Annotated in this window: 18 protein-coding genes and 2 pseudogenes; 11 read left to right on the top strand and 9 right to left on the bottom strand. The window is 66.5% G+C overall.

Features of this window, described 5'->3' with window-relative positions:
- Positions 1-24: 24 nt before the first annotated feature.
- From ACI2JO_RS02105 to ACI2JO_RS02095, 3 genes are read left to right on the top strand one after another with little or no spacing between them, the layout of a single operon-like run.
- Positions 25-393, top strand: a complete 369-nt coding sequence (locus ACI2JO_RS02105) for a CsbD family protein (RefSeq protein ID WP_404719097.1) — start codon at positions 25-27, stop codon at positions 391-393.
- A 36-nt stretch (positions 394-429) separates the two neighbouring features.
- The gene (locus tag ACI2JO_RS02100) at positions 430-1,311 is read left to right on the top strand and encodes a hypothetical protein (RefSeq protein WP_404719096.1); all 882 of its coding nucleotides are present in this window, start codon (positions 430-432) and stop codon (positions 1,309-1,311) included.
- Between the two features lie 60 nt (positions 1,312-1,371).
- The gene (locus ACI2JO_RS02095) at positions 1,372-1,506 is read left to right on the top strand and encodes an entericidin A/B family lipoprotein (protein WP_404719095.1); all 135 of its coding nucleotides are present in this window, start codon (positions 1,372-1,374) and stop codon (positions 1,504-1,506) included.
- A gap of 98 nt (positions 1,507-1,604) precedes the next feature.
- On the opposite strand, the gene eda is transcribed toward ACI2JO_RS02095, so the two are convergent.
- The 8 genes from eda to ACI2JO_RS02055 form a co-directional block, all read right to left on the bottom strand.
- Positions 1,605-2,210 carry a bifunctional 4-hydroxy-2-oxoglutarate aldolase/2-dehydro-3-deoxy-phosphogluconate aldolase gene (gene eda / locus ACI2JO_RS02090; RefSeq protein WP_404719094.1) on the bottom strand — a complete coding sequence of 202 codons (606 nt, stop codon included), beginning with the start codon at positions 2,208-2,210 and terminating at the stop codon, positions 1,605-1,607.
- Positions 2,207-3,175, bottom strand: a complete 969-nt coding sequence (gene glk, locus ACI2JO_RS02085; protein ID WP_404719093.1) for a glucokinase — start codon at positions 3,173-3,175, stop codon at positions 2,207-2,209. Before glk ends, eda begins: the two co-directional genes overlap by 4 nt.
- A gap of 176 nt (positions 3,176-3,351) precedes the next feature.
- Positions 3,352-5,166 (bottom strand): phosphogluconate dehydratase, encoded by a 1,815-nt coding sequence (gene edd, locus ACI2JO_RS02080; RefSeq protein WP_404719092.1) that lies wholly within the window; start codon positions 5,164-5,166, stop codon positions 3,352-3,354.
- A 266-nt stretch (positions 5,167-5,432) separates the two neighbouring features.
- Complete coding sequence (gene pgl, locus ACI2JO_RS02075) at positions 5,433-6,137, bottom strand: 6-phosphogluconolactonase (protein ID WP_184033422.1); 705 nt, start codon at positions 6,135-6,137, stop codon at positions 5,433-5,435.
- A gap of 124 nt (positions 6,138-6,261) precedes the next feature.
- Complete coding sequence (gene zwf, locus ACI2JO_RS02070) at positions 6,262-7,725, bottom strand: glucose-6-phosphate dehydrogenase (protein WP_404719091.1); 1,464 nt, start codon at positions 7,723-7,725, stop codon at positions 6,262-6,264.
- A gap of 14 nt (positions 7,726-7,739) precedes the next feature.
- Positions 7,740-8,669, bottom strand: coding sequence for an N-acetyl-gamma-glutamyl-phosphate reductase (argC, locus tag ACI2JO_RS02065; RefSeq protein ID WP_404719090.1), 930 nt, complete (start codon positions 8,667-8,669; stop codon positions 7,740-7,742).
- Entirely contained in the window at positions 8,666-9,028 is a 363-nt protein-coding gene (locus ACI2JO_RS02060; protein WP_404719089.1) for an SH3 domain-containing protein, read from the bottom strand. The genes argC and ACI2JO_RS02060 overlap by 4 nt, the downstream gene beginning before the upstream one ends.
- Complete coding sequence (locus tag ACI2JO_RS02055) at positions 8,973-9,317, bottom strand: MarR family transcriptional regulator (RefSeq protein WP_333917238.1); 345 nt, start codon at positions 9,315-9,317, stop codon at positions 8,973-8,975. The genes ACI2JO_RS02060 and ACI2JO_RS02055 overlap by 56 nt, the downstream gene beginning before the upstream one ends.
- 265 nt (positions 9,318-9,582) lie before the next feature.
- On the opposite strand from ACI2JO_RS02055, the gene secG reads away from it, so the two are divergent.
- From secG to ACI2JO_RS02035, 4 genes and pseudogenes are all read left to right on the top strand, one after another.
- Positions 9,583-9,957 (top strand): preprotein translocase subunit SecG, encoded by a 375-nt coding sequence (gene secG, locus ACI2JO_RS02050; RefSeq protein ID WP_404719088.1) that lies wholly within the window; start codon positions 9,583-9,585, stop codon positions 9,955-9,957.
- Between the two features lie 84 nt (positions 9,958-10,041).
- Positions 10,042-11,679, top strand: a complete 1,638-nt coding sequence (locus ACI2JO_RS02045; RefSeq protein ID WP_404719087.1) for a CTP synthase — start codon at positions 10,042-10,044, stop codon at positions 11,677-11,679.
- A gap of 159 nt (positions 11,680-11,838) precedes the next feature.
- A pseudogene (locus ACI2JO_RS02040) lies at positions 11,839-12,687 on the top strand (SGNH/GDSL hydrolase family protein); the annotation flags it as partial.
- 39 nt (positions 12,688-12,726) lie between these two features.
- Positions 12,727-12,828: pseudogene (locus tag ACI2JO_RS02035) on the top strand (PEPxxWA-CTERM sorting domain-containing protein); the annotation flags it as partial.
- Between the two features lie 216 nt (positions 12,829-13,044).
- On the opposite strand, the gene ACI2JO_RS02030 reads toward ACI2JO_RS02035, so the two are convergent.
- A complete protein-coding gene (locus ACI2JO_RS02030) occupies positions 13,045-13,512 on the bottom strand; it encodes an Hsp20 family protein (protein WP_404719086.1) in 468 nt (155 codons plus the stop codon).
- Positions 13,513-13,716: 204 nt separating this feature from the next.
- Here ACI2JO_RS02030 and ACI2JO_RS02025 point away from each other — a divergent pair, with 204 nt between their 5' ends.
- The 4 genes from ACI2JO_RS02025 to ACI2JO_RS02010 all read left to right on the top strand — a co-directional run bounded on the left by ACI2JO_RS02025 (position 13,717) and on the right by ACI2JO_RS02010 (position 19,187).
- Positions 13,717-16,167 carry a TonB-dependent receptor gene (locus ACI2JO_RS02025; protein ID WP_404719085.1) on the top strand — a complete coding sequence of 817 codons (2,451 nt, stop codon included), beginning with the start codon at positions 13,717-13,719 and terminating at the stop codon, positions 16,165-16,167.
- 563 nt (positions 16,168-16,730) lie between these two features.
- The gene (locus tag ACI2JO_RS02020; RefSeq protein ID WP_404719084.1) at positions 16,731-17,981 is read left to right on the top strand and encodes a lipoprotein-releasing ABC transporter permease subunit; all 1,251 of its coding nucleotides are present in this window, start codon (positions 16,731-16,733) and stop codon (positions 17,979-17,981) included.
- Positions 17,974-18,711, top strand: a complete 738-nt coding sequence (locus ACI2JO_RS02015) for an ABC transporter ATP-binding protein (RefSeq protein ID WP_404719083.1) — start codon at positions 17,974-17,976, stop codon at positions 18,709-18,711. Before ACI2JO_RS02020 ends, ACI2JO_RS02015 begins: the two co-directional genes overlap by 8 nt.
- A complete protein-coding gene (locus ACI2JO_RS02010) occupies positions 18,708-19,187 on the top strand; it encodes a glutathione peroxidase (RefSeq protein WP_404719082.1) in 480 nt (159 codons plus the stop codon). Before ACI2JO_RS02015 ends, ACI2JO_RS02010 begins: the two co-directional genes overlap by 4 nt.
- Positions 19,188-19,190: the final 3 nt, after the last annotated feature.

Genomic DNA, 19,190 nt, shown 5'->3' with positions numbered 1-19,190 from the left:
CCAAACCATTCTCGGAGAATCGGCATGAACAAGCACGAAGTGCACGGTGGTGCGCGCTACGTCGGCGGCAAGGTCGAAAAGGCAGTCGGTGACGTGGCGGAGCGCCGCGACTGGCAGACCGATGGCGTGCTCAACCAAGTGGCAGGCGCGGCGGAAAACCTGCTCGGTCGCGTGCAGTCTGTTGCCAGTGATGTCGCTGACGCGACGCCCGGGCTGATCGAGGAAGCGCGTGAGCGGATCGGCGACGCTACCGACCGCGCCACGTCCGCGACCCGTCAGGGCGCGCAGGCTGCGAGCGCAACGGTGCGCGAGAATAGCGGCGCGACGCTGGCGCTGGTCGCGGCATTGGGAGGTGTGGCGGTCGGCTGGTTGCTGTTCGCGCGACGTCACTGATTTCCGCCTTCGATTTCAAGAGTAACAGGAGTGCGTATGGCAACGAACATCTCAGCCGGCATGGTGCCGCTGGAAGAACGCGCGATCGCGCGCGTCGGAAGGCGGGTATCGTGGGGTGCGATCTTCGCCGGTGTGGTGATCGCGGTGGCGGTGCAATTGCTGCTCGGCATCCTTGGCACCGGCATCGGGCTGTCGATGGTCGATCCGGCCGCAGGCACTACGCCGGGCGCGACCGGCTTCGGTATCGGCGCTGGCATCTACTGGTTGATCACCACCGTGATCGCGCTTGGCTCGGGCGGCTATGCTGCCGCGCGCCTGTCTGGCGTCACCGAGAAGTTCGACGCGCTGTCGCACGGGCTGGTGGTTTGGGGCCTCACGCTGATCCTCACGCTGTACCTGCTGACCTCTGCGGTCGGCGGGATCATCGGTGGTGCGTTTCGCACCATGGGGTCGGTAGCGGGTGCGGCGGGCGCGACGGTCGGCGCGGTGGCGCCCAAGGCGGCGCAGGTCGCCGGAATCGATGCCGGTGATGTGAAGCAGGAGGCGTCGGCCTACCTCTCGGATGCGCTCGGCGACCCGGCGCAGATGGCCCCGGAGCAGGCGCAGGCCGAGATCGCGAGGCAGCTTCCCGCGCTAGCCCGTGGTGGTGCCGATGGGCAGCGCGCCGAAAGCCGGATCGTTGATGTTGTCGCCGCTCAGCGCAAGATCAGCCGCGAACAGGCGCAGGCGCAGGTAACGCGCGCCAAGGCGCAGTTTGTGAAGACCAAGAACGATGCGGTGCAGACCGCCAAGTCGGCGACCGACACCGCTGCGGGTGCGGCTGCTAGCACCTCGTTCATCCTTGTGTTTGCGCTGCTCGCCGGAGCCGGCGCGGCCGCCTTTGGCGCAACGACGGCGATCCGTCGCCGACTGCGCTGAGTGCCCGCGGCGGGCCTGCGTATCCGGCCCGCCGCACCTTTTTGCTGAGAGGAGACGAACATGACCCGCAAGATCGCTTTCGCCGCAACCGCAATCGCGATGTTCGTGCTGTCGGCCTGCAACACCGTCCACGGCGCCGGCAAGGATATGACGTCCGCCGGGAAGGCGGTGTCGAAAGCCTCGGGTGAGAAATAAGCCGGTGATGAGGCACGCCGCTTAGCGTTTGGCACGCCTCCGACTGGCCTGTCGCGGCCCGCTACGACGTTCGTCGTGGCGGGCCGTTCGACGTCAGATTACCGCCCCAGCGACGCCGCAGCGCGGGCGCGGGCCTCGATTTCGGGCAGCGTGCCTTCGGTCACCCAGCTGCCGCCGACGCACAGCACTGGCCCGATCGCCAGCCAGTCCGGCGCGCTCGCTTCGGTGATCCCGCCGGTCGGGCAGAATTTGCACTGGTAGAAGGGTGCGGCAAGCGCCTTGAGCGCCTTGACCCCGCCGCTCGTCTCGGCCGGGAAGAACTTGAAATGCTCCAGCCCCATGTCGAGGCCGCGCATGATATCGCCCGCGGTCGCAACGCCCGGCAGCCACGGGATGTGCGCCTCAAGGATCGCGTCGCCGGTCTTCGCCGACAGGCCGGGGGAGACGATGAACTCGACGCCCGCGTCCTTGACCTGCGCGACCTGCTCGGTGGTGACGACGGTGCCCGCGCCGACGATCGCGCCGGGCACCTGACGCATCTCACGGATCGCGTCGAGCGCGGCCGGGGTGCGCAGCGTCACCTCCAGCACCTTGAGCCCGCCTGCAACCAGCGCCTCGGCGAGCGGGCGCGCCTGCGCGGCGTCGTGGATGACCAGAACCGGGATGACCGGGCTGGTGCGCATGACGGTTTCGATGTTGCTCACGATTGATGCTCCTGCGCGAAGGCGGCCGCGGCACCGAACAGGCCCGGCTGCGGATGGGTGATGAGCTTGACCGGGATCGCCGACATCAGCGACTGGAAACGACCCTTGGCGACGAAGCGCTGGTCAAAGCCCGAGCGCAACAATTTGTCCTTGATGCGCAGGCCAAGGCCACCTGCGATCACGACGCCTTTCGCGCCATGCGCCAGCGCCAGATCGCCAGCGACCGCGCCGAGCGCAAGGCAGAAACGGTCGAGCGCGGCGAGCGCGATTGAGTCGGTGCCCTCCAGCGCTTCGGTCCAGATCGCGCGATCGTCCTTGTGGACATAGGCGCGGCCTTCCAGCTCGGCGAGCGTCTCGTAGATCGCGACAATCCCCGGCCCGGCGACGATCCGCTCCACCGATACACGCGTATAGGTCTTGCGCAGCCGCTTCAGCAGCGCATCCTCGATCCCGTCGAGCGGCGCATAATCCATATGCCCGCCCTCGGTGGGCAGCACGCGGTAGCGGCCGTCCTGCTTGTAGACCTGCGCGACACCCAGCCCGGTGCCCGGGCCGCAGACGGTCGTGACGCCCTCGCTCGGTAGCGGCGCGTCGGGGCCGCACAAATGCTCGAAGTCCGCCGCGGGAAGCTGGCCGACGGCATGGCCGATCGCGCCGAAATCGTTGATGATCGTCCAGGTCGATGCGCCGAGCCGCTCGGGGATCAGCGACGGGCGGATCACCCAAGGGTTGTTCGTCATGCGGATCACGTCGCCGGTGATCGGCGACGCGACCCCGATCGCCGCGGCATCGGGCAAAGTCCCGCCCATTCGCTCGCGAAACGCCTCATAGGCGGTCTGGAGGCTGGCGTGCTCGGCAGTCTTCAGCGTGACCGGCTCGCCCAGCGCGACGACATGCCCGCCTTCGACCTCCGCAATGGCGAAGCGCGCGTGTGTGCCCCCGATATCGACCGCTACGACCTGCATTATACCTTCTCCCTCTCCCCTTAGGGAGAAGGCTGGGTTGAGGGGTCGCCCCAGGCGACACCGCTCGTGGCAGCCCTCTCCCAACCAGGTCGGGGTAGATATTACCCCGTAAGATTTAGGTCTTGCCGGGGGCAAGACCGATCCCGCCCTCCCCGACGGGGAGAGGGCTATTTACGTTACAATCCAGCGCCTGCCAAAACCGCGCTTGCGCCCTTCTCCGCCTCGTCGGCTAGCCCGCGGAACATGCCGAACAATTCGCGGCCCATGCCCGTCGCTGATGCCGGGGACGGTGCCTGTTCGCGCATCGCCCATTCGTCGGCGGACACCAGCGCCTCGAGCGTTCCCGCCTCGGCATCGACGCGGATCAGGTCGCCGTCGCGGATCAGCCCGATCGCGCCGCCCCCCAGAGCTTCGGGCGAGCAGTGGATCGCGCAGGGCACCTTGCCGCTCGCGCCAGACATCCGTCCGTCCGTCACCAGCGCGACCTTGAACCCGCGGTTCTGGAGCACGCCGAGCGGCGGGGTGAGCTTGTGCAACTCGGGCATTCCGTTGGCGCGCGGACCCTGAAAGCGGACCACGACCACGACGTCCTGCTCCAGCTCGCCGTTCTTGAACGCCTCGATCACGTCGAGCTGGTCGGCGAAGACGCGCGCGGGTGCCTCGACGATCCAGCGGTCGCGCTCGACCGCCGAGACCTTGATGCACGCGCGGCCGATATTGCCCTGCAGAATCCGCATCCCGCCATCGGGTGAGAAGGGCGCGGTCGCCGGACGCAGGATCGTCTCGTCGCGGCTGTCGCCCGCCGGCGTCCAGGTCAGCGCCTCGCCATCCAGCGTCGGCGCGGCGGCATAGGCGGTCAGGTCGTCGCCCGCGACCGTCATAATGTCGCGGTGAAGATACCCGCCCGCCAGCAATTCCTTGATGACATAGGGCATTCCGCCCGCCGCCTCGAACCCGTTCACGTCCGCCGAGCCGTTCGGATAGACACGCGCGATCAGCGGCACCGCCGCCGACAGCCGGTCGAAATCCTCCCAGTCGATCACGATCCCCGCCGCGCGCGCGATCGCGGGCAAATGGAGCAGGTGGTTGGTCGACCCGCCGGTCGCCAGCAAACCGACCGCGGCGTTGACCACAGCCTTTTCGTCGACGCACGCGCCGAGCGGGCGGTAATCGTCGCCATGCGCACCGATCTTCGCCAGCCGGTGGACCGCGGAGCGGGTCAGTTCCTGCCGCAGCTTGGTGCCCGGATTGACGAACGCCGCGCCCGGCATGTGGAGGCCCATCACCTCCATCATCATCTGGTTGGTGTTGGCCGTGCCGTAGAAGGTGCAGGTCCCCTGTGTGTGATAGGCGGCGATCTCCGCCTCCAGCAGCTCCTCGCGCCCGCAATCGCCGGTCGCGAAGCGCTCGCGCACCGCCGCCTTGGCCTTATTCGGCAACCCGGAGGGCATTGGCCCGCCAGGAATCAGGATCATCGGCAGGTGCCCGAAGCGCAGCGCGCCCATCAGCAGGCCGGGGACGATCTTGTCGCAAATGCCGAGCAGCGCCGCGCCCTCGAACGTGCCGTGGCTCAGCGCCACCGCGGTCGACAACGCGATCGTGTCGCGGCTGAACAGCGACAGCTCCATACCGGCATAGCCTTGCGTCACGCCGTCGCACATCGCCGGCACGCCGCCGGCGACCTGTGCGGTCGCCCCGGCCTCGCGCGCCCAGACCTTCATCTGCTCGGGGTAGCGATAATAGACAGCGTGCGCGGACAGCATGTCGTTGTACGCGGTCACCAGCCCGATGTTCATCGCCTGGTGCTGCGTCTTCATCGCCTCGCGGTCTTCGGGCGTGCCGGCATAGGCATGGGCGAGATTGGCGCAGCCGAGCCGCGGGCGGCCGATCCAGCCCTGCCGCTCGCGTTCGATCAGCGACACATACGCCTGCCGCGTCGGGCGGCTGCGTTCGATGATCCGGTCGGTGACGGCGCTGACGGCGGGGTTCATGATAATACGTCCTCGTCATGCCGGGTTCGGCCCGGCAATCGTGGCCTCGATAGAAGGCCGTAGCGGCAGTCTTTGCGGCAGCATCGTCCGCGGGACAAGGGCCGGAACATGCTGACGTCCAGTCTACATTCCTCTCATCCGTTCATGCTGACGAGAGGCTGAGCCTTTCGAAGCCTCGCCTCGAAGCACCAGCCCTTCGAGACGCCGTTTTGACAAGCTCAACGGCTCCTCAGGGCGAACGGAAGGAGATGCCGGCCGTAGCGGGGCTATGCCGCCCAGTGGATGTCGACGGGCAGCTCGGCGTCGGCCAGCACGCGCCCGATCGGATAGGGCGAGCCGGCACCTTCCTTGATCGCGTCCTCGATCACCTTGCGCTTGGCATCGCCGGTTACCGCGATCATCAGCGCACGCGCGGTGACGATGCCCTGCCGCGTCAGCGACACGCGCGCGACCGGCGCCTCGGGCGGCAGCGGATCGGGCATCACGCCGATCGCGCGGCGTTCCTTCGGCCCGTTGAGCGCTTCGTCATAATCGGGACCGGGGAAGATCGACGCGGTATGTCCGTCGCCGCCGACGCCGAGCAGGCACAGGTCGAGCGGCCAGTGCAGATCCTGCATCAGCGCGTCGGCCGAGCGGCCCGCCGCCTTGTAATCGTCGGTCGCCTTGGGAACGATCGGCATCACGCGCGCGCCCTTGGGGATGAAGATCTTGCCGAGCGCGGTGACGTTCGACAGCGCGTCGCCGAGCGGCACGATCCGCTCGTCACCGGGGATGATCGTCACGCGCTTCCAGTCGAGCTTGGCCTTGGCCAGCTTCTCATAGGCGGGCAGGGGGGTCTTGCCGCCCGCCAGCGCGATCACCGCCGAGCCGCGCGCGTCGATCGCGCTTTCGATGACGAACTGGATATCGCCCGCGACCGCATCGGCCAGCTCGGCGGCGTCGTCATATTCCCACCATTCGATTTCGGTCATGTCATACTGCCTTATGAAAATACGTCATCCCCGCGAAGGGGGGATCCAGAATCTCTGACCTTCCGGTCGATCGCATTACCTGCGCGTCTGGATTCCCGCCTGCGCGGGAACGACGAAACGCCGATCAATCGTCCTGCCACGTCACGTTGTCGCGCTCGGTCAGCGCGATCGCGCCGGCCGGGCCCCAGGTGCCGGCGGCATAATGTTTCGGCCTGGTCTGGTTTGCGGCCCAACCGGCGCGGATCGCGTCGATCCACTTCCATTGCGCCTCGACCTCGTCGCGGCGCACGAACAGCGTCTGGTCGCCCTCGATCAGGTCGAGCAGCAGCCGCTCGTACGCGATCCGGCGACGCTTGCCCGCGAATTCTGCGTCGAGGCTGAGGTTGAGCGGAACCTCGCGCAATTTCAGCCCGTCGCGGTCCAGCCCCGGCTCCTTGGTCATCACCAGCAGCTGGATATATTCCTCCGGCTGGAGCCGGATGATGAGCGTGTTCGGCTGCAACACTCCGCCGCGCCCCGAGAACATCGAGTGTGGCACCGGCTTGAACTGGATCGCGATCTCGCTGCGACGCTTGGCCATGCGCTTGCCGGTGCGCAGGTAGAAGGGCACGCCCTGCCAGCGCCAATTGTCGATATGCGCCTTGATCGCGACGAACGTTTCGACATCGCTGTCATAGCCCAGCTCGGTGTCATAGCCCTTGACGACCTTGCCGCCGACCGCACCCTCTTCATACTGGCCGGTGACGGTGTTCTGCGGCACCTGATCGGGGGTAAGATGTCGCATCGAGCGGAACACCTTGGCCTTTTCGTCGCGGATGGCGGTGCCGTCGTACAGCGCGGGCGGCTCCATCGCGATCAATGCGACCAGTTGCAGCATGTGGTTGGCGACCATGTCGCGCAGCGCACCCGCACCCTCGTAATAGCCGGCGCGATCCTCAAGGCCGACCGTCTCGGCGATCGTGATCTGAACGTTGTCGATCCCCTGCGCGTTCCAGATCGGCTCGAACATCGAATTGCCGAAGCGCAGCGCGAGGATGTTCTGCACCGTCTCCTTGCCGAGATAATGGTCGATGCGGAAAATGCGCTCCTCGGGGAAGACGGCCGCCACCGTATCGTTGATCTCGCGGCTCGATTCGAGATCGTAGCCGAGCGGCTTCTCCAGCCCGATCCGCACCGTTTCGCCAGCCAGCCCGACGCTCTGCAAGCCCTTCACCGCCGGCTCGAACAGCGACGGCGCGGTCGAGAGATAGATGGCGAGCCCGCCCGACACGTCGCCGATCTTGTCGGCCAGCGCCTGGAAGGTCGTCGGATCGGACAGATCGACCGGCTGGAAGAACACCCGCTGAAGGAACGACGACAGCGCGCTTTCGTCCTTGCGGTCGGCGGGCAGGAACTCGTCGAGCGCCTTGTGGGCGACGTCGCGGAACTGGTCGTCGCTCAGGTCGCCGCGCGCCGAACCGATGATCGTCAGCCCCGGGGGCAGCAGCCCATCCGCATGGAGACCGTACAGTGACGGCAGCAGCATCCGCTTGGCGAGATCGCCCGTCGCACCGAACAACAGCAGCTTGCCGACCGGGTTGCGCTCCAACTCGCGTCTCCTTCTTAAAGCGTCAGGCCGGCAACGGGATCGAGCCCGGCCATGATGTTCAGATTCTGCACCGCCGCGCCGGCCGCGCCCTTGCCGAGATTGTCGAGCGTCGCGATCAGCAGCGCCTGCCCGGACGCCTCGTTGCCCGTCACGCGCAGCGTCATGCGATCGGTATTGGCATCGTCCTCGATCCGCACCGTCGTCACCGCCTCGTGCGCGAAGCGGACGACGCGATTACCGTCATAGGCGCTCGCCAGCACCTCGGCGACGTCGGTCAGTGTCGCGCGGCGTGACAGCTGCGCCAGATGCAACGGCACCTCCACGACCATCCCGCGATAGGCGCGCGCCACCGCCGGCTGGAAGATCGGCGCATGGGTCAATCCGGCATGGCGGCGCATTTCGGGCGCGTGCTTGTGGTTCAAACCAAGTGCATAGGGGCGAAAGGCGGTGTTGGTCTCGCCGCCCTCGAACTCCGCGATCATCGTCTTGCCGCCGCCCGAATAGCCCGAGGTGGCGTTGACGCTGAGCAGCGCATCCGCCCCAAGCAGCCCGGCGCGGACCAGCGGGCGGACGAGCGCGAGGAAGCCGGTCGGATAGCAGCCGGGATTGCTGACGAACCGCGCGCCAGCGATCCGCTCGGCCTGATCGGGCTCCAGTTCGGCGAAGCCATAGGTCCAGCGATCGGCGGTGCGATGTGCGGTCGACGCGTCGACGGTGCGCGTGCGATCGTTGGCAATCATCGCCACCGCCTCGCGCGCTGCATCGTCGGGCAGGCAGAGCACGACATAATCGGCGTCGTTGATCGCCTCGCGCCGTGCCGCCTCGTCCTTGCGGCGCGCCTCGTCCAGCGTGATGAGCGTGATGTCGCGCCGCGACGCGAGCCGTTCGCGAATCTCGAGCCCGGTGGTGCCGACCGCGCCGTCGATGAAGATATTGACGGTCATTGCGGCTGCACCGCGACGGCGTCGAGGTAACCGACTGTCCCACTATCCACGGCAATCCCCCATGCGACCCCACCGGTGAGGTCGAGCAGATCGAACGCCGCGCCGGCAGACAGCGTTTCCAGCGGCGTAGCGGTACGGTCGCGCGCTTCCCGCAGAACCACGTCGCGTAGGACGGTGCGGCGCAGCGGGGCGGCATAATGCGGTGCGAAGACGCGATCGGCGAGGCGGACGTCGGCGATGTCGGAGCGCACGGCATGGGTGCGCGGATCGAGCACGCGCGACCGGCCGGTGAGCGCGAAACCGTTACGCTCGGGCCGCGTCCCCGGTGCCGTGGGGGCGGACGGCGGCAGGGGCGGCATCCCCTTCGCCGATGAACTGGCCGAACTCTTCAAGAAAATCTGCCCCTTCGGTCGTACGGGCGACGAAGATGTTGCGCTTGTCGCTATCGTCGCGTTGGCGGCGCAGATAGCCCAGCGCACCCAAGCGATTCAAGGCGCGCGTCACGACCGGCTTCGACACGTTCAAAATGCGCGCCAGACCCCGCACCGTATGCGGGCCCGGGCGCAGGTAAACCACCAGCAATAGGGCCATCTGGCGATTGGTGAGATCGGGCTCGCCCGAGCGCACATAATCGACCAGTGCATTCATCCACGAACTCAGTTCGGGTTGAGCCAATGTTGCCACGTCCTCGTCCCGCATCGAAAGAAGACCGGATCATCCCGGACTTGTCGGCGGATTAACGCCCGCTTTCACGGCTGGTTTCAGCTATGTCACGAATTTGGCACGCCGCTTGTCCAGGCGGGGTGGGCGGCGCGGTTGATCCCGGCGCGAGGCTCCCCTATGTGGCCCCTCATCCGGGGGCGCCGCACGGCGGACCACCGGCTGTTTTTCGCTTCGGAATCGCGCCCAGCCCATGTTCACCTTCCTGATCGTCCTCCAGGCCATTATCGCGGCGGCGCTCGTCACCGTGATCCTGATGCAGCGGTCGGAAGGCGGCGGCCTGACCTCGTCGGGCAGCCCGTCGGGGCTGATGTCCGCGCGCGGTGCCGCCGATTTTCTGACGCGGGCCACCTCGGTGCTCGCCGGGCTGTTCATCCTGATGAGCATCACGCTGGCGTTCCTCGCCGCCAGCCGCGGCGCCGTGTCGGTCGACACCTCGCTCCAGCGACGTGCGCCGGCCGCGCAGACGCAGGCCCAGCCGCCGATCGCGGCGCAGCCGGCACCGGCGACCGCGGACAATGCGGTCGCCCCGGCACCGGCCGACAACGGCGTGCCGCTGGCCCGCTGATCGCGATAGTAGCGTCGTTTCGTCGCGCGCGGGCTTCCCGCGCGCTTGCCCTTTTGCGCATTTGAAGGTTAGGGGTTGCGTCCCATGGCGCGGTACATTTTCATCACCGGCGGCGTGGTCTCCTCGCTCGGCAAGGGTCTCATGGCGGCGAGCCTCGCGGCACTGCTGCAAGCACGCGGCTATCGCGTGCGCATCCGCAAGTTCGATCCGTATCTCAACGTCGATCCGGGCACGATGAGCCCGTATCAGCACGGCGAGGTCTATGTGACCGACGACGGCGCGGAGACCGATCTCGACCTTGGCCATTACGAGCGCTTCACCGGCGTCTCGGCGCGTCAGTCGGACAATGTCACGTCAGGACGCATCTACAAGACGATCATCGAGCGCGAGCGGCGCGGCGATTATCTCGGTGCGACCGTGCAGGTGATCCCGCACGTGACCGACGCGATCAAGGCGTTCGCGCGCGCCGAGACCGACGATCTCGACTTCGTTCTGTGCGAGATCGGCGGCACCGTCGGCGATATCGAGTCGCTGCCGTTTATCGAGGCGATCCGTCAGCTGAAGAACGAGGTCGGGCGCGGCAATGCGATCAGCATCCACGTCACCTTGGTGCCGTACATCGCCGCCGCCGGCGAGCTGAAGACCAAGCCGACCCAGCATTCGGTGCGCGAGATCGCGGCGCTGGGCGTGCAGCCGGACGTGATCGTCTGCCGTTGCGAACAGCCGCTTCCTGAGTCGGAGCGCGCCAAGATCGCCTTGTTCTGCAACGTCCCCGAAAGCGCGGTCATCCCCGCGCTCGACGCCAAGAGCATCTATGCCGTGCCGCTCCAGTATCACGGCGAAGGTCTCGACTCGGAAGTGCTGCGTGCGTTCGGCATTACGCCGTCATCGGCCCCCGACCTCACCCGCTGGGAAGAGATCGTCGAACGCCTGATGCACCCGGAGGGCGAGGTGACGGTCGGCGTCGTCGGCAAATATGTCGGCCTGCAGGACGCGTACAAGTCGCTCAACGAGGCGCTGGTCCACGGCGGGATCGCCAACCGCGTCAAGGTCAACATCCGCTGGATCGACGCCGAACTGTTCGAGGGCGACGACGACGGCGAGATCGCCGCGCATCTCGAGCCGTGCGACGCGATCCTCGTCCCTGGCGCGTTCGGGTCGCGCGGCGCCGAGGGCAAGATCGCCTCGGTCCGCTTCGCGCGCGAGCATAACGTTCCGTATTTCGGCATCTGCTTCGGCATGCAGATGGCGTGCGTCGAGGGCGCGCGCGACCTCGCCGGGATCGCCGCCGCCTCGTCGACCGAATTCGGCCCGACCGCGGAGCCGGTCGTCGGGCTTATCACCGAATGGATGGGCGAGCGCGGGCTGGAGAAGCGCGCCGAGAATGGCGATCTGGGCGGCACGATGCGGCTCGGCGCCTATCCGGCGGCGTTGGCCGGTAACAGCGTCGTCGGCTCCATTTACGGCAGCGACTCGATCAGCGAGCGCCACCGCCACCGCTATGAGGTGAACACTTCGTACCGCGAGGCGCTGGAGAAGGGCGGGCTGGTATTCTCCGGCATGTCGCCGGATGGGACGTTGCCCGAGATTGTCGAGCGCCCTGACCACCCGTGGTTCGTCGGCGTGCAATTCCATCCGGAGCTGAAGAGCCGGCCGTTCGAGCCGCACCCGCTGTTCGCCAGTTTCATCGCCGCCGCGGTCAAGCAGAGCCGGCTGGTATAAGACCGATCGTCATCGCAAGCGTCGCGAAGCGATTCAGGGCGTCCTGATCCGGCCCTGGATTGCTTCACTCCGCTCGCAATGACGAGATCACCGCTCCCCATTGTCTCTCGCTTACGTCCACGTTAACCTCTCGTTTACAAAGATAAATGGGAGGATGGCATGATCGGACGGGTGACAGCGCTGCTGTGCGCGGCGGCGATGACGATAGCGGTTCCGGCAGCAGCGCAGACGAATGTGCCGCCATTCTCTTCGCTGACGGTATTCGGTGACAGCCTTGTCGACGCCGGCAATATTCGCGCGCTCGGGCTCGGGGCCGATCCGCAGAAGGGCTATGTCGCCGGGCGTTTTACCAACGGGCTCGATTACACCGATCTGTTGAGCCTCGCGATGTACGGGGCTCCGACGGTGGCGTCGCTGAACGGCGGCAGCAATTATGCCTTCGGCGGCGCGCGCGCGACCAGCACGACGCCGGTGTACGACGCGCTGGAACAGGTCGCGCTCTACAAGATGGCGTTGACGCGCGGAAAGGCCGTCGATCCCAATGGGCTCTATGTCCTGAACTTCGGCGGCAACGACGTCTTCGCGGCGGTGGAAGGGGCTGGTGCCGGCGTCACCGACCCGGATGCCTTTCTGCGCGGCGCCGCGAACAGCTATGTCGCGGCGGTCGCGGAGCTTAACAGGCTCGGCGCGCGCAACATCCTGCTTACCGGTTTCCCGGTCGCGACCGAAGGTGCGCCGCTGGCGCTGTCGATCAAGGCGGAAGGCTATCTGACCGACGCGCTCGACGCGTTCAAGCCGGCAGCCGGAACGCGGCTGCTGCGCTACAGCTACCTCGATTTCTTCCAGCGCGTGCAGACCAATCCGGCCGCATTCGATCTGACCGTCCCGCTGATTCTGCCGCAAGCGGGGCAGCCCGCCACGACCTGTCAGGGCGCGAAGGCGTTCCCGACCTGCACCGGCTATTTTTCGTTCGACGGCGTGCATCCGACCACCGCGATCCACCGCGCCTTATACAACGATATCAATCGCACGTTCGGCTTCGGGTTGGCCGCGGTGCCCGAACCGACGACCTGGGCGATGCTGATCCTCGGCTTCGCGACGGTCGGCGCGGCGCTGCGCCGCGACCGGCGGCGGCGGGTGGCTGCCTGAGCGCGGCAGGACCGACCCTAAACGCTGATCGTCATCGCGAGCGCAGCGAAGCCATCCCTAGCCGGATCAGGACACCCTGGTTTGCTTCGCTGCGCGCGCAATGACGGATGAACGGACTTTGAGCGTCGCAGGTCGAAAAGGAAAGGCGCCCGAGCCTCGCGACCCGGACGCCCCCCACCGGCGCCTCGAAAGGGAGCAAAGAGGCGCCGATCCCGGTCAGGCGGCCTGCGCTTCGTCGGCCGCCTTGTTCTCGACGGCGGTCAACGGCGCGCCGGTCTTGATCGCGATGCTCTTCGGCTTCATCGCCTCAGGCACCTCGCGGACCAGATCGACCACCAGCAGACCGTCGTTCAGTCGCGCGTCCTCCACGAACACGAAGTCGGCCAATTCGAAACGCCGCTCGAAGCTGCGGTTCGCGATGCCGAGGTGGAGGAACTGGTTGTTGTCCGCCTTGTCGTCCTTCTTGCCGGTCACCAGCAACAGGTTCTGCTGCGCGACGATCTCGATCTCGTCACGGCTGAACCCGGCCACAGCCAGCGTGATGCGGTAGCGGTCCTCCGCCAGCCGCTCCAGGTTGAAGGGCGGGTAATTTTCGGCGCTGCTCCGCGCGTTGGCCTCGATGAGGTCGAACAGCCGGTCGAAACCGATCGTGGAGCGGCGATAAGGGGTAAGATCGAAACGCATCGTCAAATCCTCCAGTGAGCTATTTGAAAGCGGCGCCCGCCTGTGCGCGACGCCTGTTTCGTGCGGCCCGGTTACCGGCACCGCACGATCATAAATTTGGGGCCGATGCGAAGCGTTTCAAGGGGTCGACAAACCCCTAGTTTGTTGATGGGATATGCGGGGTGCGGCACAGAGCCGTTTCGAGAATTTAAAAGGGGTAACCGCATGTCCGTCACGCTCGCATTGATGCTGGCCGCCCAGGCGACCGCGCAGCAGCCGCCGTCCACGCCCATCGTCGTCGGGGAGCGCGAGTCGGCGCCGACCACGCCGGGCGATCCCGAGCGGACCGAGGAACAGGTGCAGCGCAGCTCCGCCGCCGCCGACGTCGTCGTCACCGCGCGGCGGCGTGCCGAATCGGCGCAGAACGTGCCGATCCCGATCTCGGTGGTCGGGGTGAAGGAGCTCGACGCGACCGGCAGCTTCAATGTCCAACGGCTTCAACAGCTTCAGCCGACGCTGCAATTCTATTCGACCAACCCGCGCAATTCCTCGGTCAACATCCGCGGGCTCGGCGCGCCACTCGGGCTCACCAACGACGGGATCGAGCAGGGCGTCGGCATCTATATCGATCAGGTCTATCTCAGCCGCGTCGCGGCGGCGACGCTCGACTTCCTCGATGTCCAGCAGATCGAGACGTTGCGCGGACCGCAGGGAACGCTCTACGGCAAGAACACCGTCGCGGGCGCGATCAACATTACAAGCAAGGCGCCCAGCTTCACGTTGCAGGGCCGCGCGGAGGTGTCGGTCGGCAATCTGGAGTTCAAGCAGGCCAAGGCGTCGATCTCGGGCCCGCTGACCGACAAGGTCGCGATCCGGCTGGGCGTGTCGACCACCAGCCGCCGCGGCACGATCTACAATGTCGCGAGCAACCAGTACGTCAATGCGCAGGACAATCTCGGCATCCGCACCGCGATCCTGTGGAAGGCGACCGACGATCTCGATCTGACGCTATCGGGGGATTATTCGCGCCAGAACCCCAACTGCTGTGCGCAGATCTTCGTGCGCGTCGGCAATACGCAACGCCCGCTCAACCGCCAGTTCGACCAACTCGCCGCCGCGCAGGGCTATGAGCCGCCGAGCCGCAACCCGTTCGACCGGCTGACCGACCTGGACGCGAAGCTCAGCGCGCGCAACCAGCTCGGCGGGCTGTCGCTGCGTGGCGAGCAGCGGCTGGGCGAGGGGACGCTGACATCTATCACCGCCTATCGCTTCTGGGACTGGCTACCCGCCAACGATCGCGACTTCACCGGGCTGCCGATTACGACGCTGTCGCAGAATCCGACGCGGCAGGACCAATATACGCAGGAATTCCGCTACGCCGGCAAGGCCGAGCATTTCGATTACGTCTTGGGGCTGTTCGGTTTCTATCAGACGATCCACACCACCGGCACGCAGCGGCAGGGGCCGGCGGCGAGCCGCTGGCTGATCAATCCGTCGAGCGCGCTGTCGCTCGATCCGTCGGTGCTCGACGGTCTGACCGCCGCCAACGACATCCGGCTCAAGAACTTCTCCGGTGCGATCTTTGGCAAGCTCAACTGGAACCTGACCGACGCCTTCACGCTGTCGCCGGGCGTGCGGCTCAACTACGACGACAAGATCGGCAGCTATGTCAGCGTGGTCCGCGACGGGCAGGGTAATCTCGTCCCCGCCACCGGCGGCAATGCGCGGCAGGCCGCACAGCGTGACGCAATCCAGCCGCAGGAATTCCGCGACCAGAAATTCCGTGAGTGGAACGTCTCCTATGACCTGACCGCCTCGTACAAGCCGTCGCGCGACGTGCTGCTGTACGGCACCTATGCGCACAGCTTCAAATCGGGCGGCCTTAATCTGAACGGCGTGCCGGTGGTGGGCGGCGTGGTGCAGACGCAGTTGGCACAGGTCGCGCCCGAAAAGGTCGACCATTTCGAGATCGGCGCCAAGTCGCAATTCTGGGATCGCAAGATCACGCTGAACGTCACCGGCTTCTGGACCGAGATCAGCGACTATCAGGCGGTCGTCAACAACAGCTCGACCTCGACGCTGCGCGGCTATCTCGCCAATGCGGGCAAGGTGCGCGTGCGCGGTGTCGAGGCAGATTTCTCGCTTCGGCCGAGCGATCGCATCAATCTCTACACGAATGGCGCCTTCACCGATCACAAATATGTCGACTTCAAGAACGCGCCGTGCCCGCCGGAATTGTCGGGCGGCGGCAGCGGTGCGACGATCGGTGCGCCGGGGCAGCCGGGCACCAACAGCCCGGTCGCGTGCGACATCTCGGGGCAGTGGCTGCCCGGCATTTCGAAGTTCGCCGTATCCTATGGCGGCGAATATAATCTGTCCGGCGCCGTGTTCGGAAAATCGGGAGAGGCGTATGTCGGCGTCGACGCCAATTCGCGGACCAAATTCTCGTCCAATGCGTCGCGGTCGATCTACACCGACATCAACGGCTATACACTGGTGAACGCACGGCTCGGCTTCCGCACCGACAGCGGGGTCAACGTGTTCGGCTGGGTCCGCAATCTGTTCGATGCCGAATATTATGAAGTGCTCGCAACGACGCCGGGCAACACCGGGTTGATCGCGGGCAATGTCGGCGATCCGCGCACCTACGGTGTGACGGTCGGGTTCGGGTTCTAAGAGACATCACCGTCGCCCCGGACTTGATCCGGGGCCCCGCTTCTTCTTTGCGACCGTGGCAAGAAGCGGGATCCCGGGTCGAGCCCGGGATGACGGAGCAATTGTTCTTACCCGAGCTCGGTCGGGGAGGCTCTGCCAAAGAAGCCCCAACGCCAGACACAGGCCGACGGCAAAGCCGCCGTCCTGACGTCGAACGGGATCGGCTGAGGCCGACCCGCCGGCCGGTTCGGTCGCCGCTTTGCGACGCCCGGTGCGGGCACCGGGCTGCGACCGAACGGCAAACGCCCGGGCCGTTGTTCACGACCCGGGCGCCTGCGTGACGATCGCTCGTCAGCCCCCTATCCAGCCTTCCGCCCACACGCTTTTCCCGAGGGATCAGCGGGGCTTGATGGCGTTCCCCGAACCACGGCCTTTTGCCTGTGTGCCAGTGCCCGCAGGTATGCGGCGGGCCTTGTTCGCTGTCGATACAAATGAACGGCGGCAAAACCGATTGCGGCGACTCTGTGACGATTCCGCAACAGCCCCCATTGCGCATCGCCGGGTGGCTCCCTATCGCAGCCAGCATGTTGCTGTCCCGCTACGAGAGCATGATCGCGCGGCGGTACTTACTGCCGGGCAAGGGTGAACGCTTCATCGTGCTGGTGGCGGGCTTCTCGCTCGGCGCGGTGATGCTCGGGGTCGCCGCGCTGGTGATCGTGATGAGCGTCATGAACGGCTTCCGCGCCGAACTGTTCGACAAGATCGTCGGGCTCAACGGCCATGCCGTCGTTCAGGGTTATAACAACCGGCTCGACAATTGGCAGCGCGTCGTCGAACTCGCCAGGGCGACGCCGGGCGTGACCAGCGCGGTGCCGATGATCGAGCAGCCGCTGTTCGCGACGTACAACGGCCGCGCCGAGGCGATCCTGCTGCGCGGGATGCGGCCGGAAGACATTCGCACCAACGCCACGATCCGTACCAAGATCGTCGCCGGCAGCCTCGCGACGCTCACGCCGAACAGCGGCAATGTCGCGATCGGGGCGCGGCTTGCCGAACAGCTGGGTGCGACGATCGGCTCCGACATCACCGTCATCAGCCCGCTCGGCCGCTCGACGCCGTTTGGTACGATGCCGCGCAGTGTCAGCTACCGGGTCCGCGCAATCTTCGAGGTCGGAGTCTATGATTACGACAAGGCCTATGTCGTCATGCCGCTGCAGGATGCGCAGACGCTGCTGCTGACCGGGGACACGGTCGGCATGATCGAGTTGCAGACCAGAGATGCGGACAAGGTCGGCGAGATCCTCGCCCCGCTTGCCAAGCAGGTGCAGCCATATGGCGTGATCAGCGACTGGCGCCGGCTGAACTCCGAATTGTTCGACGCGCTCGCGGTCGAACGCGTCGCGATGTTCGTGGTGCTGTGCATCATCATTCTGGTTGCCGCGTTCAACATCGCCAGTTCGCTCATCATGCTGGTGCGCGCCAAGACCCGAGATATTGCGATCCTTCGCACGATGGGGGCAAGCCGCGGCGCGATGCTGCGTATCTTCATCACGGTGGGCACATCGATCGGTGTGCTGGGCACTTTTGCCGGGCTGCTGCTCGGCGCGGTGTTCCTGTTCTTCCGCCAATCGGTGGTCAATTTCGTACAGCTCGTCACGGGGCAGAACCTGTGGGACCCATCGATCCGTTACCTGACCGAGCTGCCGTCGAAGGTCGATCCGGTCGAGGTGACCGCGATCGTCATCATCACCCTGCTGATGACCTTCCTCGCCACGGTCTATCCGGCGCTCAAGGCCGCCAACACCGATCCCGTGGAGGTGCTGCGCTATGAGTGATGCAAGCGAAGCGGCTTACGGCCGGCGCGGCTTTGCCGCGTCCGACGGCGCGTCCGCGGTTCTCCAGACCACCGGCCTCGCGCGCAGCTTCACGCAGGGCGAGACGACGATCCACGTCCTGCGCGGCGTCGATCTGGCGGTGCGCCCCGGCGAGATCGTTGCGCTGCTCGGGCCGTCGGGGTCGGGCAAGTCGACCTTGTTGCAGGCGGTCGGGCTGCTCGAAGGCGGTTTTTCGGGCTCGATCCGTATTGCGGGGACCGAGGCGGCCAAGCTCGACGCCGCCGGCCGCACGGCGCTCCGCCGCGACCGGCTCGGGTTCGTCTATCAATTCCACCACCTGCTGCCCGACTTCAACGCGATCGAGAATGTTGTCCTGCCGCAGCTCATTCAGGGTGCCGAGCGCGCGCCGGCCGAGGAGCGCGCCGCCGCCTTGCTCACGGCGCTGGGCGTCGGGCATCGCCTGACGCACCGTCCCTCCGCGCTGTCGGGCGGTGAGCAGCAACGCGTCGCGGTCGCGCGCGCGCTCGCCAACCGCCCGGCGCTGGTGCTCGCCGACGAGCCGACCGGCAACCTCGACGAAGCCACCGCCGACCGCGTGCTCGGCGAGTTCCTGCGGCTGGTGCGCGGGGAGGGTTCCGCCGCGCTGGTCGCCACGCATAACGAACGGCTGGCGGCGCGGATGGACCGCGTCGTCCGGCTTCACGAGGGGCAATTGGAGGGCGCGGCGTGAACGCGATCACCGACCTGACCGTCACCGGCGCCGACGGTGCGCCCATGCCGCTCGGGCAATGGCGCGGGCAGGTGTTGCTGATCGTCAACACCGCCTCCAAATGCGGGTTTACGCCGCAATACGAAGGGCTGGAGGCGCTCCACCGTCGCTACGCCGAGCGCGGCTTTGCGGTACTCGGCTTCCCGTGCAACCAGTTCGGCGCGCAGGAGCCCGGCGACGCGGCGGAGATCGCGAACTTTTGCTCGCTCACCTACGACGTGACCTTCCCGGTTTTCGCCAAGATCGACGTTAACGGCGCGCACGCCGATCCGCTGTTCGAGCGGTTGAAGGCCGAAGCGCCCGGCGTGCTGGGGACGAAGGCAGTAAAGTGGAACTTCACCAAGTTTCTCGTCGACCGCGCGGGCAAGGTGGTACGCCGTTACGCGCCTACTACCAAGCCGGACGAGATTACTGCCGATATCGAGACTCTGCTCTAGCCG

The organism is Sphingomonas sp. NPDC079357 (genome assembly GCF_044901155.1).
Lineage (GTDB): Bacteria > Pseudomonadota > Alphaproteobacteria > Sphingomonadales > Sphingomonadaceae > Sphingomonas.
Note: the sequence above shows the minus strand (reverse complement) of the source record. Positions and strands in the feature narration are given on the sequence as shown.

Excerpts from the sequence above, each read along its gene's own strand:
- ACI2JO_RS02030 (WP_404719086.1), bottom strand. The coding sequence starts at position 13,512 with ATGCGTTTCGATCTTACCCCTTATCGCCGCTCCACGATCGGTTTCGAC.
- ACI2JO_RS02045 (WP_404719087.1), top strand. The coding sequence starts at position 10,042 with ATGGCGCGGTACATTTTCATCACCGGCGGCGTGGTCTCCTCGCTCGGC.
- ACI2JO_RS02060 (WP_404719089.1), bottom strand. The coding sequence starts at position 9,028 with ATGCCGCCCCTGCCGCCGTCCGCCCCCACGGCACCGGGGACGCGGCCC.
- ACI2JO_RS02015 (WP_404719083.1), top strand. The coding sequence starts at position 17,974 with ATGAGTGATGCAAGCGAAGCGGCTTACGGCCGGCGCGGCTTTGCCGCG.
- argC (WP_404719090.1), bottom strand. The coding sequence starts at position 8,669 with ATGACCGTCAATATCTTCATCGACGGCGCGGTCGGCACCACCGGGCTC.
- ACI2JO_RS02020 (WP_404719084.1), top strand. The coding sequence starts at position 16,731 with ATGTTGCTGTCCCGCTACGAGAGCATGATCGCGCGGCGGTACTTACTG.
- ACI2JO_RS02055 (WP_333917238.1), bottom strand. The coding sequence starts at position 9,317 with ATGAATGCACTGGTCGATTATGTGCGCTCGGGCGAGCCCGATCTCACC.
- ACI2JO_RS02105 (WP_404719097.1), top strand. The coding sequence starts at position 25 with ATGAACAAGCACGAAGTGCACGGTGGTGCGCGCTACGTCGGCGGCAAG.
- secG (WP_404719088.1), top strand. The coding sequence starts at position 9,583 with ATGTTCACCTTCCTGATCGTCCTCCAGGCCATTATCGCGGCGGCGCTC.
- ACI2JO_RS02025 (WP_404719085.1), top strand. The coding sequence starts at position 13,717 with ATGTCCGTCACGCTCGCATTGATGCTGGCCGCCCAGGCGACCGCGCAG.
- edd (WP_404719092.1), bottom strand. The coding sequence starts at position 5,166 with ATGAACCCCGCCGTCAGCGCCGTCACCGACCGGATCATCGAACGCAGC.
- ACI2JO_RS02100 (WP_404719096.1), top strand. The coding sequence starts at position 430 with ATGGCAACGAACATCTCAGCCGGCATGGTGCCGCTGGAAGAACGCGCG.
- ACI2JO_RS02095 (WP_404719095.1), top strand. The coding sequence starts at position 1,372 with ATGACCCGCAAGATCGCTTTCGCCGCAACCGCAATCGCGATGTTCGTG.
- glk (WP_404719093.1), bottom strand. The coding sequence starts at position 3,175 with ATGCAGGTCGTAGCGGTCGATATCGGGGGCACACACGCGCGCTTCGCC.
- pgl (WP_184033422.1), bottom strand. The coding sequence starts at position 6,137 with ATGACCGAAATCGAATGGTGGGAATATGACGACGCCGCCGAGCTGGCC.